A 16,211-nucleotide genomic window follows, 5' to 3' on the forward strand; every position below is an offset into this window, starting at 1 on the left:
GCCAGGCACGCGAGACGCGACCACGGGGGATCGAGGGAGGGGAGCGACCATGGGGCAGGAGCAGATCCGCCGCTGGGAATCCGGAGCGCTGGCGCATGCCGTGACCGACCCCTTCGGCCAGGGCCCCGTCCCGTGGCTCCGCGGCAGCGAGACGTACTTCGACGACACCGGCCAGGTGGTCCCCTGGTACGTGGACGCACCCCAGCAGTCGCCCGCGGGGGACTCCCCGAACACCCCCCGCGTCCCGGCCCCGCGAGCCGCCGGCGGCCCCCGCTCCGCGGACGACGTCCGCCGCCAGATCAAGGGTTTCATCTCCACCGGCGCGGTCTCCCCCGGCGAGGCCGTCGACTTCCACATCACGGTCGACCCGCCCCAGGAATTCAGCGTCGACATCTACCGCATCGGCCACTTCGGCGGCGACGGCGCGGCCAAGATCACCACCAGCCCCCGTCTCTCCGGCATCGTCCAGCCCCCGCCGCTCGCCGCGGACCGCACGGTCTCCTGCCACCACTGGTGGCTCTCCTGGCGCCTGCAGATCCCGAGCTACTGGAGCATCGGCGCATACGTCGCCGTACTCACCACCGTCGACGGCTACCGCTCCCACATCCCCTTCACGGTCCGCGACAACCACCCCGCGGACCTGCTTCTGCTCCTGCCCGACGTCACCTGGCAGGCGTACAACCTCTACCCGGAGGACGGCCGCACGGGCGCGAGCCTCTACCACGCCTGGGACGAACAGGGCCGTCTGCTCGGCGAGTCCGACGCCGCGACCACGGTCTCCTTCGACCGCCCGTACGCCGGAGCCGGCCTCCCCCTGCACGTCGGCCACGCCTACGACTTCATCCGCTGGGCCGAGCGCTACGGCTACGACCTCGCCTACGCCGACGCCCGCGACCTGCACGCAGGGCACGTGGACCCCACCCGCTACCGCGGCCTGGTCTTCCCGGGACACGACGAGTACTGGTCGGCCAACATGCGCCGCACCGTCGAACTCGCCCGGGAGCACGGCACGTCTCTCGTCTTCCTCTCCGCCAACACCATGTACTGGCAGGTGGAGTTGGGCCCGTCCCCGTCCGGCGTCCCCGACCGCCTGCTGACCTGCCGCAAGCGCAAGGGCCCCGGCCGCCCTGTCCTGTGGCGCGAAGTCGACCGCCCCGAGCAGCAACTGGTCGGCATCCAGTACGCGGGCCGGGTCCCCGATCCCCACCCCCTGATCGTCCGCAACGCCGACCACTGGCTGTGGGAGGCGACCGGCGCCCACGAGGGTGACGAGATCGAAGGCCTGGTCGCAGGCGAGGCGGACCGCTACTTCCCGCGCACCCCGCTCCCCGAGCACGAGGAGCGCATCCTGCTCGCCCACTCCCCGTACACCGACTCCGAGGGCACCCTCCGCCACCAGGAGACATCCCTCTACCGAGCCCCCTCCGGCGCCCTGGTCTTCGCATCCGGGACGTTCGCCTGGTCCCCGTCCCTGGACCGTCCGGGCCACGTCGACACCCGAGTGCAGCGCGCCACGGCAAACCTGCTGGACCGCATCTGCAAACGTGACTGAGCTCCACAGCAGCACAAGCCCGCACCCCCCGCTCCACCACCCCCCACCAAGACCGATTCCAGCCATACGGGAGAATCGACCCCACTTGGTCATAACCACGGGGAGGAACCGTGTCCGGATTCGTAGAAAAGCCCGAGCCGATCCAGGTTCCGGGCCTGGTTCATCTCCACACCGGCAAGGTGCGCGAGCTGTACCAGAACGAGGCCGGCGACCTCGTGATGGTCGCCAGCGACCGCATCTCCGCCTTCGACTGGGTGCTGCCGACCGAGATCACCGACAAGGGCCGCGTCCTCACCCAGCTGTCCCTGTGGTGGTTCGAGCAGATCGCCGATCTGATCCCCAACCACGTCCTGAGCACCGAACTGCCCGCCGGCGCCCCCGCCGACTGGGCCGGCCGCACCCTCGTCTGCAAGTCGCTGCAGATGGTCCCGGTCGAGGCCGTGGCCCGCGGCTATCTCACCGGCTCGGGCCTGCTGGAGTACAACGAGTCCCGTACGGTCTGCGGCCTCGCCCTGCCCGAGGGCCTGGTCGACGGCAGCGAACTCCCGGCCCCGATCTTCACCCCGGCCACCAAGGCCGAGGTCGGCGAGCACGACGAGAACGTCTCGTACGAGGAGGTCGCCCGCCAGGTCGGCGCCGACACCGCCGCCCAGCTGCGCCAGGCCACGCTCGCCGTCTATGCGCGCGGCCGTGACATCGCCCGGGACCGCGGCATCATCCTCGCGGACACCAAGTTCGAGTTCGGCTTCGACGGCGAGACCCTGGTCCTCGCGGACGAGATCCTCACCCCGGACTCCTCCCGCTTCTGGCCGGCCGACCTGTGGGAGCCGGGTCACGCGCAGCCGTCGTACGACAAGCAGTTCGTGCGTGACTGGCTGACCTCGCCGGCCTCCGGCTGGGACCGCAAGAGCGAGCAGCCCCCGCCGCCGCTGCCGCAGGAGGTCGTGGAGGCGACCCGGGCGAAGTACGTCGAGGCGTACGAGCGCCTGACGGGCACGAGCTGGTCGTAGGACTCAGGGAACAGGACACGAAGAAGCCCCCCGGCAGAAGCCGGGGGGCTTGATCTGGAGCGGACGACGAGGCTCGAACTCGCGACCTCAACCTTGGCAAGGTTGCGCTCTACCAACTGAGCTACGTCCGCAGTGCGCCGTGGCGCGGGGCCAACTATACCCAACCCCGCTCCCGCGCGAGCCGCACCGCCGCATGACGGTTCTCGGCTCCCAGCTTGGAGACGGCCGACGACAGGTAATTCCGTACGGTCCCCTGCGACAGCGCTGCCCGCTCGGCGATCTCCGCGACGGGCGCCCCGTCGGCGGCGAGTTCCAGCACCTCGGCCTCCCGCACGGTCAGCGGCGAGTCCCCGGAGGCGATCGCGTCGGCGGCCAACTCGGGGTCGACATAACGGTTCCCGGCATGCACGGTCCGGATGATCTCCGCGAGCCGCTGCGCGCTGACCGTCTTCGGAACGAACCCCCGCACACCCGCCGCAAGCGCCCGCTTCAAATGCCCGGGCCGTCCGTGACTGGTGACGATCAGCACCTGGCAGCCGGGCAGTTCGGCCCGCAGGGATGTGGCGACCTTCACACCGTCGGCGCCAGGCATCTGAAGATCGAGCACGGCCACCTCCGGCTCATGCGCCCGCGCCATCGCCAGCGCCTCGGGCCCGGTCGCGGCCTCGGCCACGACCACGAGATCGTCCTCCAGCGCGAGCAGCGCGGCGAGCGCACCCCGGATGAGGTGCTCGTCGTCGGCGAGCAGCAGTCGTACGGGACCCGTCACGCCGTGACCTCACTCACGCCCAGGGGCACTTCGGCCACCACCCGGAACACGTTTCCGCCGACGGGCCCGGCCTCCAGCGTCCCGCCCACCGCCGACAGCCGCTCCCGCAGCCCGGCCAGCCCGGACCCGCGGCCACCCGTGGGCGTGGCCGCGCCGTCGTTCTCCACGGTCAGCACCACACACCTCTCGCCTGACTTCAGTGCTATGTCACATCGCACCGCGTCCCCGTGCCGCAGCACGTTCGTCGTCGCCTCCCGCACGACCCACCCGAGCACCGACTGAACCCCGACCTCCAGCCCGCCGGCCTCCCCGCTCACCTCGCAGCGGATCCCTGCCGCGGTCAACACGCCCTGCGCACCCGCGAGTTCGACCCCGAGATCGGCGTCCCGATACCCCCGTACGACATCCCGCACCTCTCGCTGCGACTCCTGCGCAATCCGCTGCACCTCGATCATCTGGTCCACGGCCTCGGGCCGCCCGCGGCGAGCCAGCTGTACGGCGAGCTCGCTCTTCAGCGCGATGACGGCGAGGTTCCGCCCCATGACGTCATGCAGATCCCGCCCGAACCGCAACCGTTCCTCGGCGACAGCGAGCCGGGCGCGGGTCTCGCGGGCCGCGTCGAGTTCGTAGACGGCGTCGAGCAGCCAGACGGAGAAGACTGCGGTGAAGGCGAGGAATCCGGCGCCGAGGAGCACGCCCACCATGGTGAGCAGGGTGGCGGGCCCGGGCGTGCCCAGCGGGAAGGAGATGATCCCCGCGCCGAGAGCGAAGCCGCCCACGATCGCGTACACGCGCCGCCGCTCGCGCACTCCGAGCGAGATGACCCCGGCCGCGACGACCAGGACGACCCCGAAGACCGCGCCCGCCGTGTTGTCGACGCCGTTGCCGTCCGGTCCGCGCTCCGCGATCCCCACCGCAGTGACGGCGACCACGGCGGTGACGGCAGCGAGCGCCCACAGCAGCCGGACGGGCTGCTCGCGCCGCCCCCGCGTCCAGTCCAGCGCCCGCGACACGGTCACCATGCACGCCACCGCGTGTACCGCCACCAGGCCCAGCAGCGCCCCGCCGAGCCCGGGCCCCAGCGTGCCGACGGCGGGCAGCCCGATCGCCAGAATCTCGGCGACCCCGAAGAAGTGGAACGACCACCGCGTGTACGTCTCGACCTTCGCCGGTGTGCTCTTGCGCCGCCACCAGCCGCCCGCCCGGCTCATCCTCGCGCTCCCCCGCTCCTCAGCGCCGCGGCTCCCACCGGAACCACCGCCGTACAGCAAACACCGCCACAACCGTCCAGGCCAGCGCGGTCGCCACCGCGCCCAGCGCCTCGTAGCCGCTCAGCTGCCCGGTGAACCCGCCCCGGACCAGCCGGATCGCGGGAGACAGCGGCAGCAGCTCGCACACCGAGGCGACCCGGTCCGGCAGGACCTCCGTCGGGATCGCGATGCCCGAGCCCATCATCGACACGAACACCAGCGGCGCCGCGGTCACCTGGGCGCTCTCCACGGTCCTGGTGAAGGACGCGGTGAGCGCGGCCAGCGCGGCACAGAGCACCAGCCCCGACAGCACACCCAGCACGCTCAGATACGGCGCCGGGGGCGCCCCCGTGCCGAGCAGCACCGCGCAGCCGACGGACAGCACGACGGCCTGAGCGAGACCCACACAGACCGCGGGCAGGGCGGTGCCGACGAGGATCTCGGCGTCGCCGAGCTCGCCGGTGCGCAGTCGCTTGAGGACGAGTTCCTCGCGGCGGGCGACGAGGGCGCTCACCAGAGCCGTGTACACGGCGAACAGGAAGGAGAAGCCGATCGCGGCTGTCAGCATCACCGTGCCGACGCTGAGCCCCTCCCCCTTGAGGTCCATCTGGTCGACCGCGGGCCGCACAGTGAATGGCACCGCTAGCGGCATCAGCAGCGCCGTGACCACCGCACTCCGGTTCCGCCCGAGCAGGGTCAGCTCCGCCCGTGCCAGCGCCCGCAGCCGCCGCCCGACGGGAGAGAGAGCCATGCCGCTCATGCCGCCACCTCCTGCTCCCGCGCGATCCCGAGGAACGCCTCTTCCAGCGAGGCCGACCGCACATCCAGCCCCCGCAGCTCCACCCGCGCCCCCTCGGCCCACACCAGCAGCCCCGTGGCCGCCCGCTGCAGCTCCCGCGTCCGCAGCCGTACGACGCTCCCGTCCACCTCGTGCCCGCACACCCCCAGCTCACCGAGCGGCGGCAGGTCTCCGAGGAAGTAGCCGTCGGGCAGTTGGAAGGAGATCCGCGAGGGCTGCGCGGCGGTCACCTCGGCGGGCGTCCCGGTGGCCGCGACGCGCCCCTCGTGCAGGATCGCGATCCGGTCGGCGAGGCCCTCCGCCTCCTCCAGGTAGTGCGTGGTGAGCAGCACGGTGGTGCCACTGTCGCGCAGCGCCCGCACCAACTCCCAGGTGTCCCGCCGCCCTTCGGCGTCGAGCCCGGTCGTCGGCTCGTCCAGGAACAGCACCTCGGGCTCGCCGAGCAGCGCGAGCGCCAGGTCCAGCCGCCGCCGTTCACCCCCGGACAACTGCTTCACACGTACGCCGGCCCGCCGCTCGAGCCCGACCATCGCCAGCGCCTCGGCCTCCGGCCGCGCCCCGCTCACGCACCCCGCCCACATCCGCGCGGTCTCCGCGACGGTCAGCTCGGACGGAAACCCGCCCTCCTGCAGCATCACCCCGACCCGCGGCCGTACGACGGCACGCTCGTCGTACGGATCGTGGCCGAGCACCCGCACCCGGCCTCCGGCCGGCCGGGCGAGCCCCTCCAGCAGTTCGACCGTGGACGTCTTGCCCGCGCCGTTGGTGCCGAGCAGCGCGAAGATCTCGCCGCGGCCCACGGAGAAGGTGATTCCGCGCACCGCCTCGAACCCGCCCCCGTACACACGCCGCAGGTCAGTGACCTCAATCACGTGTTCGTGTTCGTTCGTGTCCATGACTTCAGCGTCCCGGCGACCGGGCCCCGGCAGCAGTGCGCGCTGTCATCACTCGGCATGACAAATGTCAGAGGGACGGAGGGAGAGACGCCGAACACGACGAAGGCCCCAGTCATAAGACTGGGGCCTTCAATCAGAGCGGACGACGAGGCTCGAACTCGCGACCTCAACCTTGGCAAGGTTGCGCTCTACCAACTGAGCTACGTCCGCATTGCCTCCGACCGGCTCCCACCGATCGGCGCGAGCACCAGCCTACCTGATCCACAAGAGTGGTCCGGACCGGCGGTGCAGAGCGGGTGACAGGAATTGCACACTGCGCCTTCCCCCTGGAAGGGGGTTGTTCTGCTACTAAACTACACCCGCATGTACTCCGTGAGCCGGGCCTTTCGGCCTCGCCCCTCGGCGTGCTCCAGACTCTAGCTGACCAGGAGGGGTGCAGCGCAAGTCGGTTCTCCCGAGGGGCGGGTGACCGGTCGTCGGCCGGCGGCTACTGCGCCGCGCTGAACGCCTCGTAGACCTTCTTGGGGATGCGGCCGCGGGCCGGGACGTCCATCTTGTTGGCCTGGGCCCAGGCGCGGACGGCCGCAGGGTCGGGGGCGACCTCCGTCTGCCGGTACGTCCTGCCGGACTTGGACCGCTTGCGGCCGGCCTCCACGTACGGCTCGAGCGCCTTACGCAGTTTCTTGGCATTGGCTTGATTCAGGTCGATCTCGTACGACTTGCCGTCGAGTCCGAAGGCGATCGTTTCCGCCGCTTCCGAGCCGTCGATGTCGTCAAAGAGAGTGACCACGACCTTCTGCGCCACGAATATCGGTCCCTTCGTGCGACACCTCTATCTACGAAGACGTGGATGACATGGATGACGTGCCACGCGTCGCGGAGATGTCGACTGTCCGCCAGTTAATGGGCAAAGTATCGACTAATGACAATTCATTTGTACAGTGCCCGGCATTGCAATGTGAAGCCCGACTAAATCTCCCCGCGTGTCTCCCGCGCAATAGCTATGGGGCATCGATCAGGGATCTTTCCCTGAACTTTTGGTGAAGGCGCCCGTCCGACACCGGATCGTGATGGCCGTCACGTAGTTTCCTACAACTCTACTCGCGTAGAAATTTTGTGCAGGTAGTCTGAAGCCACCTGTTGGAGACACCTGCAGGAACCTGCTCAGCACCACACCACCGGGAGTGCCAGTGGCACGCGTCGTAGTCGACGTCATGCTCAAGCCGGAGATCCTCGACCCCCAGGGCCAGGCGGTGCAGCGCGCACTGCCGCGGCTGGGTTTCGAGGGCATCTCCGACGTACGTCAGGGAAAGCGATTCGAACTGGAAGTTGACGGGCCGGTCGACGAGGCCGCCCTCGCCCGCATCCACGATCTTGCGGAATCCTTCCTCGCCAACACCGTGATCGAGGACTTCACCGTCAAGGTGGAGGAAGTCGCGGAGGCCGCGAAGTGACCGCTCGTATTGGCGTCGTCACTTTCCCCGGCAGCCTCGACGACCGGGACACACAGCGCGCGATCCGCCTCGCGGGTGCCGAGCCGGTCGCCCTCTGGCACAAGGACAAGGACCTCCACCAGGTCGACGCGGTGGTCCTCCCCGGCGGTTTCTCCTACGGCGACTATCTGCGGGCCGGCGCCATCTCCCGCTTCTCGCCGGTGATGGAGACGGTCATCGAGCAGGCGAAGGCCGGCCTTCCGGTCCTCGGTATCTGCAACGGCTTCCAGATCCTCACCGAGGCCCACCTCCTCCCGGGCGGGATGCTCGGCAACGACCATCTGCACTTCATCTGCCGCGACCAGAAGCTGCGGGTGGAGAACGCCTCCACGTCCTGGACCAGCGACTACAGCGAGGGCCAGGAGATCTACATCCCGCTGAAGAACATGGACGGCCGCTACGTCGCCGACCAGTACACGCTGGACAAGCTGGAGGCCGAGGGGCGCGTGACCTTCCGGTATCTGGACTTCAACCCGAACGGCTCGCTCAACGACATCGCCGGCATCACCAACGAGGCCGGGAACGTCGTAGGCCTCATGCCGCACCCGGAGCACGCCGTGGAGCCCCTCATCGGGTCCGGCCGCACCGACGGCCTCCCCTTCTTCACCTCGATCCTCAAGAAGATGGTCAACGCATGAGCCGGACGCCTCTGGACACGGTCGAGCACGCGGCCGCGACCCCCGACGTCGAGCTGCCCTGGGCCGAACTCGGTCTGAAGAAGGACGAGTACGAGCGGGTCGTGGAGATCCTCGGCCGCCGGCCCACCGGCGCCGAGCTCGCCATGTACTCCGTCATGTGGTCCGAGCACTGCTCCTACAAGTCGTCGAAGGTGCACCTGCGCCAGTTCGGCGAGAAGGCCCCGCACAGCGACGCGCTGCTGGTGGGCATCGGCGAGAACGCCGGTGTCGTGGACGTCGGCCAGGGTTACGCCGTGACCTTCAAGGTCGAGTCGCACAACCACCCGTCGTACGTCGAGCCCTACCAGGGCGCGGCCACCGGTGTCGGCGGCATCGTCCGCGACATCATCGCCATGGGTGCGCGGCCGGTCGCGGTCGTCGACCCGCTGCGCTTCGGCGCTGCGGACCACCCGGACACCAAGCGCGTCCTCCCGGGCGTCGTCGCCGGCATCGGCGGCTACGGCAACTGCCTGGGCCTGCCGAACATCGGCGGCGAGGTCGTCTTCGACGCCTGCTACCAGGGCAACCCGCTGGTCAACGCCGGTGCCATCGGTGTCATGCGGCACGAGGACATCCACCTGGCGAAGGCGTCCGGCGCGGGCAACAAGGTCATCCTGTACGGGGCCCGTACGGGTGGTGACGGCATCGGTGGTGCCTCGATCCTGGCTTCCGAGACCTTCGACGACGCCAAGCCGTCGAAGCGCCCGGCCGTGCAGGTCGGCGACCCCTTCCAGGAGAAGCTCCTCATCGAGTGCACCCTGGAGGCCTTCAAGGAGAAGCTGGTCGTCGGCATCCAGGACCTGGGTGCGGCCGGACTGTCGTGTGCGACGAGTGAGCTTGCCTCCAACGGCTCCGGCGGCATGCGCGTCACCCTGGACGACGTACCGCTGCGTGACTCGACCCTCTCGCCCGAGGAAATCCTCATGAGCGAGTCGCAGGAACGCATGTGCGCGGTCGTCGAGCCGGCGAAGGTCGACCGGTTCCTGGAGATCTGCGACAAGTGGGACGTCATCGCCACCGTGATCGGTGAGGTCACGGACGGCGACCGCCTCGAGATCTACTGGCACGGCGGCAAGATCGTCGACGTCGACCCGCGGACGGTCGCGCACGACGGCCCGGTCTACGAGCGGCCGTACGCCCCTCCGGAGTGGCAGGACGCCCTTCAGGCGGACGACGCCAACAAGCTTGCGCGGCCCGCGGGTTCGGCCGAGCTGAAGGACCAGGTCCTGAAGCTGGTGGCCTCTCCCAACCAGGCCTCGAAGAAGTGGATCACTTCCCAGTACGACCACTTCGTGCAGGGCAACACGGTGCTGGCCCAGCCGGAGGACTCCGGCATGATCCGCATCGACGAGGAGTCCGGACTCGGCGTCGCCATCGCGACCGACGGCAACGGACGGTACGCCAAGCTCGACCCGTACGCGGGCGCGCAGCTGGCCCTCGCGGAGGCGTACCGGAACGTCGCCACCACCGGTGCCAAGCCCCTCGCCGTCTCCGACTGCCTGAACTTCGGCTCGCCCGAGGACCCGGCCGTCATGTGGCAGTTCGCGGAGGCCATCCGCGGACTCGCCGACGCCTGCCAGCAGCTCGGCACCCCGGTGACCGGCGGCAACGTCTCGCTCTACAACCAGACGGGCGAGGCGGCCATCCACCCGACCCCGGTCGTGGCCGTACTGGGCGTCATCGACGATGTCGCGCGCCGCACGCCCGTCGCCTTCCAGGAGGAGGGGCAGCTGCTCTACCTCCTCGGCGACACCCGCGAGGAGTTCGGCGGTTCGGCCTGGTCGCAGGTCGTGCACGACCACCTCGGCGGCCTGCCCCCGAAGGTCGACCTGGAGCGCGAGCGCCTCCTCGCCGAGATCCTGATCTCCGCCTCCCGCGACGGAATGATCGACTCGGCGCACGACCTGTCCGACGGCGGTCTGATCCAGGCGGTCGTGGAGTCGGCGCTGCTCGGCGGCAAGGGCGCGCGTCTGGTCGTACCGGACGGGCTCGACGCCTTCACCTTCCTGTTCTCGGAGTCGGCGGGGCGTGCGGTCGTCGCCGTGCCGCGCTCCGAGGAGGTCCGTTTCAACGACATGTGCGGTGCGCGGGGGCTGCCCGTCACGCGCATCGGTGTCGTGGACGGTGACAGCGTGGAGCTGCAGGGCGAGTTCGAGCTGTCCCTGGAGGAGCTGCGCGAGGCGCACGAGGCGACGATCCCGGCGCTGCTTGCCTGATCCCTTTCGGGAGTACGACGACCAAGGCCCCGCCCGTTTCGAACGGGCGGGGCCTTCCGTCATGCCGGGACCGGCTCGGTCTCCCGGGGCGGGCTCGAAGTCCCTTGCATCGGGCCGGACTTGGGCAACCGCAATGCCATCAGCGAGGCCACCGCCATGATTCCCGCGCCGCACCAGAACACCACACTGGTCGCGTCGATGAAGGCGTGCACGCCGTTGACGTGGGCCGTTCCCGTCAGGCGGGCCAGCGCGCTCACGTCGCCGCCGGGGCCGTGGGAGGCGTACAGGCGGGTCAGGACGGTGCCGAAGAGGGCGGTGCCCAGGGCGCTGCCGAAGGTCTGGAAGTAACGGATGGACGTGGTGGCGACGCCCAGCTGGGGGCGCGGCGCCGCGTCCTGCACCAGCAGGATCAGCTGGCCCAGGAGCTGCCCGAGCCCGGCCCCGACCAGCAGGAGTTCGGCTCGGATCAGCCAGAGCGAGGTGTCGGGGGCGATTGTCGTGGCGAGCAGCACGAAGGCGAGGGCGGTGGTGGCCGTACCGCTGATGGTGAAGGTGCGGGAGGTCCAGCCGCGTGCCGCGAGCGGGCCGGAGAGGAGGCCCGCGGCCGACATGCCGACCGCCATCGGAAGCAGATAGAGGCCCGCGGAGGAGCTGCTGAGACCGCGGACGATCTGCAGGTAGATGAGCACGTAGTAGATCGCGCCCATCATGGCCGCACCCATGATCGCCTGGATGGCGAAGCCGAGGCGCAGCTCGCGGATGCGGAACAGGGCGAGGGGGAGGACGGGTTCGGGGGCACGCAGCTGGCGCCAGAGGAACAGGGCCAGGGCCACGGCGGCCCCGACAAGCAGGCCCAGCACGACCGGTGAGGACCAGGCGTACTTCTTGCCGCCCCAGTCGGTGACCAGCAGCAGCGCGCAGGAGAAGGCGGCGGCGAGCGCGGCTCCGGCGTAGTCGAGCGGGCGGCGGACGTGTTGCTCGGGGAGCTTCAGGGCGAAGGCCGAGGCGGCCAGGACCGCGAGGCCGACCGGCAGGTTGACGTAGAAGATCCAGCGCCAGCTCGCGTGGTCCGCCAGCAGACCGCCGATCCAGGGGCCGACGGCCATCGCGCCGCCGGCGACGAGTCCGCCCATGTTGGTGCCCTTGCCGCCGCCCTTCTCCTCCGGGCCCTTGAGATGGGCGATCACCACCATCGTCACGCTCATCAGTCCGCCGCCGCCCAGGCCCTGCACCGCGCGGGCCGCGATGAGCTGGTCCATCGACTGGGCCGCGCCGCACAGCGCGGAGCCGAGCAGGAAGGTGGCGATCGCGCCGGTGAAGACGCGCTTGGGGCCGAGGACGTCGCACAGCTTGCCGTAGAGCGGGAGCAGCGCGGCCGACGCCAGCGCGAAGGCGCTGACCAGCCAAGGGATCTTGTCGATGCCGTGGTCGGGGTCGAGGTCCCGGACGATCGGGACGGTGGCCGCGGACACGATCTGCAGGTCCAGGACGGCCAGGACGATCGTCACGAGGCAGACGAGGAAGCCGATTTTGCGCTGGGTCTCGGTCATGGGCCCCACCATGCCCCGAGTTTGTGTACCCAGTCAATATTTCATCTGGGATGAAACTTCGGTCTGGGCTAAATTTCGTCTTGGTAAGGTGGCAAGATGGCTGATCAGGCGATGGGGCTGCGCGAGCGGAAGAAGCTGCAGACGGCGCAGCGGATCTATCGGGCCGCGGTCATGCTCTTCGTCGAGCGCGGCTTCGACAACGTCTCGGTGCAGGAGATCGCCGACGCCGCCGAGGTCTCGAAGATGACCGTCTTCAACTACTTCGGCACCAAGGAAGACCTGGTCTTCATGCCCGTGGAGGAACACTTCACGGACGCGGCCCGCGCGGTGCGGGAGCGGAAGCCGGGCGAGACGGCCGTGGACGCGGTGCGCCGGCAGTTCCTGGAGATGGTCGAGGCCCGCGAACCCGCGCTCGGGCTGCATGCCGAGCCGTTCGCCCGCCAGGTGCGCCAACTCGTCCGGGACACCCCGGTGTTGATGGAACGCGCGTTCCTCGGCGCCCAGAAGGGCACCCGGGAACTCGCCGACGTGCTCGCCGAGGAGACAGGTGACCGCACCCTCGCCCTGATCGCCGCCGCCACCCTCAGCGCCGCCCGCAACGCCCTGATCGAGGAGCACGTCACCCGCATCGCCGCCGGCGAGAGCCCGGAAGCGGTCGCCGCGGACGCACCCGCGCACGCCGAGCGGGCCTTCGCGCTGGTGGAGCGGGGGCTGGAGGGGTACGCGCGCAAGGCGTGAGCGGACTGGCTAGGCTCCCCGGCATGTCTCCGGCCAAGAAGCGCGCTCGTACGTACGACCCGGTCAGGATCCGCACCGCGGTACTCGCCCAGTTCGGGAACGTACGGGAGGCGGTGGCCGCGCTGACTCCCGAGCAGTTCGCGCTCCCCACCCGGCTCGGGGACTGGACGGTACGGGAGCTGGTCGCGCACATCGGGATGGCGGTGACGGCCGTCCACCGGTCGCTCGACAAGCCCGAGCCGGCGAAGCAGGACGCCGTGCTGCTCGACTGGGCCTTCGCCACCTTCGCCAACTCCTCGGCCATCGACGACTTCACCCGGCGGCTCGCCGAGCAGCACGCCGACCTCGACTCCTACCTCGCCGACGTCGAGCAGAGCCTCGTCCGGCTTCTCGACGAGCACCCCGGCACCCGGCTGCTGGAGACCAACGTCGGCGCCCTGCCGCTCGCCGACTACCTGGTCACCCGCACCGTCGAACTCGTCGTCCACACCGACGACCTGAACGCCGCCGTCCCGGGCCTCGAGGTGCCGTACGACCGCCAGGCCCTCGCCGCCTGCACCCGGCTGCTCGCCGACGCCCTGGCAGCGAAGGCGCCCGGCGGCTCGACCGAGGTGCGGATCCCGCCGTACGCCGTGGTGCAGTGCATCGAGGGCCCCCGGCACACCCGCGGCACCCCGCCGAACGTCGTCGAGACCGACCCGATGACCTGGTTCCGGCTGGCGACCGGGCGGGTGACATGGGCGGACGCGGTCCAGGAGGCCCAGGTCGGCGCCAGCGGAGAACGGGCGGATCTGAGCGGGCTGCTGCCGCTCATGGGGTGAATTGCGGCTGAGCCGGGAACCGGTCTTCCGTCCCTCCCGTCCCATCGGCATGGACAAACAGCGACTCACCCTCGCCGTCCTGACCGTGCTTCCGCTCGTCATGGCGTGCGGAAGCGACACGGGCAGCGCCTCCGTCACGTCGGAAGTGTCCGGCGTCCACTGGAAGGTCGACAGCGTCACCGTGGACGGCACCACCCGGCGCGCTCCCGCCGACGCCGCCCTGCGGATCCGCGAGGACGGAACAGCGGTGGGCAACTACGGCTGCAACGAGTTCGGCGCGAAGGCCGCCTTCACGGACCACCGCGTCGAGCTGACGAACGCCCGCCAGACCCTGATGGCCTGCGAGCCGGCGCGCATGGCCTTCGAACGGAACTTCGCCGCCACCCTCACCGACCACTCCCTCACGGTCGAGACCAAGGGCGACGGCCTGACGCTCACCACCCACGACGGCGACCGCATCCGGCTGACCAAGGAGAAGGACGCTCCCCTGTACGGGACGAAGTGGACGATCACGGCACTCGGTGCCGACGGCACGGCGGCAAGCCTGCCGCAGAAGCAGCAGACGTCCACGTATCTCACCTTCGACAAGAAGTCCGGCAACGTCACCGGCCGCCTCGGCTGCAATCACGTCAACGCGAAGGCCACGGTGCGCGACGGACATATCACCCTGGGCGCCCCGTCCACCACACGAATGATGTGCGACACCTCACTCATGCATACGGAGAGGAGCCTCCTGCGCCTCTTCGACGGCACCGCGACCTATCGGTTGGATCATCAAACCCTCACCCTGACCAGCGCAAACGGAGAAAGCGCCAAGGCGGTCGCCGAGCGGTGATCCATTAGCGGCAGGTATCCCCAATTCGGACCAGTGGTCGATCTCGCCTACACTCGGTGCCGTGCCACGTGGTGACGGTCGACTCAATCATGATCTGCTCCCCGGTGAGAAAGGCCCCCAGGACGCTTGCGGCGTCTTCGGAGTCTGGGCTCCGGGCGAAGAGGTCGCCAAGCTCACTTACTTCGGGCTCTACGCCCTCCAGCATCGGGGCCAGGAATCCGCGGGAATCGCGGTCAGCAACGGCTCCCAGATCCTCGTCTTCAAGGACATGGGCCTCGTCTCCCAGGTCTTCGACGAGACCTCGCTCGGTTCGCTCCAGGGTCATATCGCGGTCGGTCACGCCCGCTACTCGACCACCGGCGCCTCCGTGTGGGAGAACGCCCAGCCGACGTTCCGCGCCACCGCGCACGGCTCCATCGCGCTCGGCCACAACGGCAACCTGGTCAACACGGCGCAGCTCGCCGAGATGGTCGCCGACCTGCCGAAGAAGGAGGGCGGCCGCACCCCGCGCGTGGCGGCCACCAACGACACCGACCTCCTCACGGCCCTGCTCGCCGCCCAGGAGGACGGGGACGGCAAGCCGCTGACCATCGAGGAGGCCGCCCACACGGTCCTTCCGCAGGTCAAGGGCGCCTTCTCGCTCGTCTTCATGGATGAGCACACCCTGTACGCCGCCCGCGACCCGCAGGGCATCCGCCCGCTGGTCCTCGGCCGCCTCGAGCGCGGCTGGGTGGTCGCCTCCGAGTCCGCCGCCCTCGACATCTGCGGCGCGAGCTACGTCCGCGAGATCGAGCCGGGCGAGTTCGTCGCCATCGACGAGAACGGTCTGCGCACCTCCCGATTCGCGGACGCGAAGCCCAAGGGCTGTGTCTTCGAGTACGTGTACCTGGCCCGCCCCGACACCGACATCGCCGGCCGGAACGTGTATCTCTCCCGCGTGGAGATGGGTCGCAAGCTCGCCAAGGAAGCACCGGTCGAGGCCGACCTGGTCATAGCGACCCCGGAGTCCGGCACCCCGGCCGCCATCGGCTACGCGGAGGCCTCCGGCATCCCCTTCGGCGCGGGTCTCGTGAAGAACGCGTACGTCGGCCGGACCTTCATCCAGCCCTCGCAGACGATCCGCCAGCTCGGCATCCGCCTGAAGCTGAACCCGCTGAAGGAAGTCATCAAGGGCAAGCGCCTGGTGGTCGTGGACGACTCGATCGTCCGCGGCAACACCCAGCGTGCGCTGGTGAGGATGCTCCGCGAGGCGGGCGCCGCCGAGGTCCACATCCGGATCTCGTCCCCGCCCGTGAAGTGGCCGTGCTTCTTCGGCATCGACTTCGCCACCCGCGCCGAGCTCATCGCCAACGGCATGACCATCGACGAGATCGGCACCTCGCTCGGCGCCGACTCCCTGGCGTACATCTCCATCGACGGCATGATCGAGGCGACCACCATCGCCAAGCCGAACCTGTGCCGCGCCTGCTTCGACGGCGAGTACCCGATGGAGCTCCCGGACCCCGAACTGCTCGGCAAGCAGCTCCTGGAGACCGAGCTGGCCGCCGGTCCGGCAGCCACGGCGGCGGCCGACGCGATCCGTCGCCCGTAAAGCCCGTGCTGTGC

Annotated in this window: 15 protein-coding genes and 3 tRNA genes; 9 read left to right on the top strand and 9 right to left on the bottom strand. The window is 69.8% G+C overall.

The annotated features are described in order from the left end of the window. Positions 1-49 precede the first annotated feature (49 nt). A complete protein-coding gene (locus tag ACFY10_RS49050) occupies positions 50-1,552 on the top strand; it encodes a N,N-dimethylformamidase beta subunit family domain-containing protein (protein ID WP_390671910.1) in 1,503 nt (500 codons plus the stop codon). 110 nt (positions 1,553-1,662) lie between these two features. After that, on the top strand, positions 1,663-2,562 hold the full coding sequence (locus tag ACFY10_RS49055; protein WP_390671911.1) for a phosphoribosylaminoimidazolesuccinocarboxamide synthase: 900 nt from the start codon (positions 1,663-1,665) through the stop codon (positions 2,560-2,562). A gap of 55 nt (positions 2,563-2,617) precedes the next feature. Here the strand turns inward: ACFY10_RS49055 and ACFY10_RS49060 are convergent. From ACFY10_RS49060 to ACFY10_RS49095, 8 genes are all read right to left on the bottom strand, one after another. Continuing rightward, a tRNA-Gly gene (locus ACFY10_RS49060) sits at positions 2,618-2,693 on the bottom strand. A gap of 23 nt (positions 2,694-2,716) precedes the next feature. Continuing rightward, on the bottom strand, positions 2,717-3,331 hold the full coding sequence (locus ACFY10_RS49065) for a response regulator (protein WP_390671912.1): 615 nt from the start codon (positions 3,329-3,331) through the stop codon (positions 2,717-2,719). Further along, the gene (locus ACFY10_RS49070) at positions 3,328-4,542 is read right to left on the bottom strand and encodes a sensor histidine kinase (protein WP_390671913.1); all 1,215 of its coding nucleotides are present in this window, start codon (positions 4,540-4,542) and stop codon (positions 3,328-3,330) included. The genes ACFY10_RS49065 and ACFY10_RS49070 overlap by 4 nt, the downstream gene beginning before the upstream one ends. Positions 4,543-4,561: 19 nt before the next feature. Further along, positions 4,562-5,341, bottom strand: a complete 780-nt coding sequence (locus ACFY10_RS49075) for an ABC transporter permease (protein WP_390671914.1) — start codon at positions 5,339-5,341, stop codon at positions 4,562-4,564. Beyond that, the gene (locus ACFY10_RS49080; RefSeq protein WP_390671915.1) at positions 5,338-6,276 is read right to left on the bottom strand and encodes an ABC transporter ATP-binding protein; all 939 of its coding nucleotides are present in this window, start codon (positions 6,274-6,276) and stop codon (positions 5,338-5,340) included. Before ACFY10_RS49080 ends, ACFY10_RS49075 begins: the two co-directional genes overlap by 4 nt. Positions 6,277-6,413: 137 nt before the next feature. Continuing rightward, positions 6,414-6,486: transfer RNA gene (locus ACFY10_RS49085), tRNA-Gly, on the bottom strand. An 81-nt stretch (positions 6,487-6,567) separates the two neighbouring features. Continuing rightward, positions 6,568-6,639 (bottom strand) — tRNA-Gly (locus ACFY10_RS49090). A gap of 124 nt (positions 6,640-6,763) precedes the next feature. Next, entirely contained in the window at positions 6,764-7,081 is a 318-nt protein-coding gene (locus ACFY10_RS49095) for an Lsr2 family protein (RefSeq protein WP_266682268.1), read from the bottom strand. Between the two features lie 385 nt (positions 7,082-7,466). On the opposite strand from ACFY10_RS49095, the gene purS reads away from it, so the two are divergent. The 3 genes from purS to purL are packed head-to-tail and all read left to right on the top strand — an operon-like array spanning position 7,467 to position 10,662. Continuing rightward, complete coding sequence (gene purS, locus ACFY10_RS49100; RefSeq protein ID WP_015659417.1) at positions 7,467-7,730, top strand: phosphoribosylformylglycinamidine synthase subunit PurS; 264 nt, start codon at positions 7,467-7,469, stop codon at positions 7,728-7,730. Continuing rightward, positions 7,727-8,407 carry a phosphoribosylformylglycinamidine synthase subunit PurQ gene (gene purQ / locus ACFY10_RS49105; RefSeq protein WP_390671916.1) on the top strand — a complete coding sequence of 227 codons (681 nt, stop codon included), beginning with the start codon at positions 7,727-7,729 and terminating at the stop codon, positions 8,405-8,407. Before purS ends, purQ begins: the two co-directional genes overlap by 4 nt. Further along, a complete protein-coding gene (gene purL, locus ACFY10_RS49110) occupies positions 8,404-10,662 on the top strand; it encodes a phosphoribosylformylglycinamidine synthase subunit PurL (protein WP_390671917.1) in 2,259 nt (752 codons plus the stop codon). Before purQ ends, purL begins: the two co-directional genes overlap by 4 nt. A gap of 59 nt (positions 10,663-10,721) precedes the next feature. On the opposite strand, the gene ACFY10_RS49115 is transcribed toward purL, so the two are convergent. Then, positions 10,722-12,212: an MFS transporter gene (locus ACFY10_RS49115; RefSeq protein ID WP_390671918.1), complete on the bottom strand. Its 1,491-nt coding sequence runs from the start codon at positions 12,210-12,212 to the stop codon at positions 10,722-10,724. Positions 12,213-12,308: 96 nt separating this feature from the next. Between ACFY10_RS49115 and ACFY10_RS49120 the strand changes: the two genes are divergently transcribed. From ACFY10_RS49120 to purF, 4 genes are all read left to right on the top strand, one after another. Next, positions 12,309-12,950 carry a TetR/AcrR family transcriptional regulator gene (locus ACFY10_RS49120; protein ID WP_390671919.1) on the top strand — a complete coding sequence of 214 codons (642 nt, stop codon included), beginning with the start codon at positions 12,309-12,311 and terminating at the stop codon, positions 12,948-12,950. Positions 12,951-12,973: 23 nt separating this feature from the next. Then, the gene (locus ACFY10_RS49125; protein WP_390671920.1) at positions 12,974-13,771 is read left to right on the top strand and encodes a sterol carrier family protein; all 798 of its coding nucleotides are present in this window, start codon (positions 12,974-12,976) and stop codon (positions 13,769-13,771) included. Between the two features lie 49 nt (positions 13,772-13,820). Beyond that, positions 13,821-14,606, top strand: coding sequence for an META domain-containing protein (locus tag ACFY10_RS49130; protein ID WP_390671921.1), 786 nt, complete (start codon positions 13,821-13,823; stop codon positions 14,604-14,606). 61 nt (positions 14,607-14,667) lie between these two features. Next, on the top strand, positions 14,668-16,197 hold the full coding sequence (gene purF, locus ACFY10_RS49135) for an amidophosphoribosyltransferase (RefSeq protein ID WP_390671922.1): 1,530 nt from the start codon (positions 14,668-14,670) through the stop codon (positions 16,195-16,197). The last annotated feature ends 14 nt before the right edge of the window (positions 16,198-16,211 follow it).

This window comes from Streptomyces sp. NPDC001401, from assembly GCF_042895385.1.
GTDB lineage: Bacteria > Actinomycetota > Actinomycetes > Streptomycetales > Streptomycetaceae > Streptomyces.

Coding starts and splice junctions, on each gene's coding strand:
- ACFY10_RS49050 (WP_390671910.1), top strand. CDS start 50: ATGGGGCAGGAGCAGATCCGCCGCTGGGAATCCGGAGCGCTGGCGCAT.
- ACFY10_RS49070 (WP_390671913.1), bottom strand. CDS start 4,542: ATGAGCCGGGCGGGCGGCTGGTGGCGGCGCAAGAGCACACCGGCGAAG.
- ACFY10_RS49075 (WP_390671914.1), bottom strand. CDS start 5,341: ATGAGCGGCATGGCTCTCTCTCCCGTCGGGCGGCGGCTGCGGGCGCTG.
- ACFY10_RS49080 (WP_390671915.1), bottom strand. CDS start 6,276: ATGGACACGAACGAACACGAACACGTGATTGAGGTCACTGACCTGCGG.
- purL (WP_390671917.1), top strand. CDS start 8,404: ATGAGCCGGACGCCTCTGGACACGGTCGAGCACGCGGCCGCGACCCCC.
- ACFY10_RS49115 (WP_390671918.1), bottom strand. CDS start 12,212: ATGACCGAGACCCAGCGCAAAATCGGCTTCCTCGTCTGCCTCGTGACG.
- ACFY10_RS49120 (WP_390671919.1), top strand. CDS start 12,309: ATGGCTGATCAGGCGATGGGGCTGCGCGAGCGGAAGAAGCTGCAGACG.
- ACFY10_RS49125 (WP_390671920.1), top strand. CDS start 12,974: ATGTCTCCGGCCAAGAAGCGCGCTCGTACGTACGACCCGGTCAGGATC.
- ACFY10_RS49130 (WP_390671921.1), top strand. CDS start 13,821: ATGGACAAACAGCGACTCACCCTCGCCGTCCTGACCGTGCTTCCGCTC.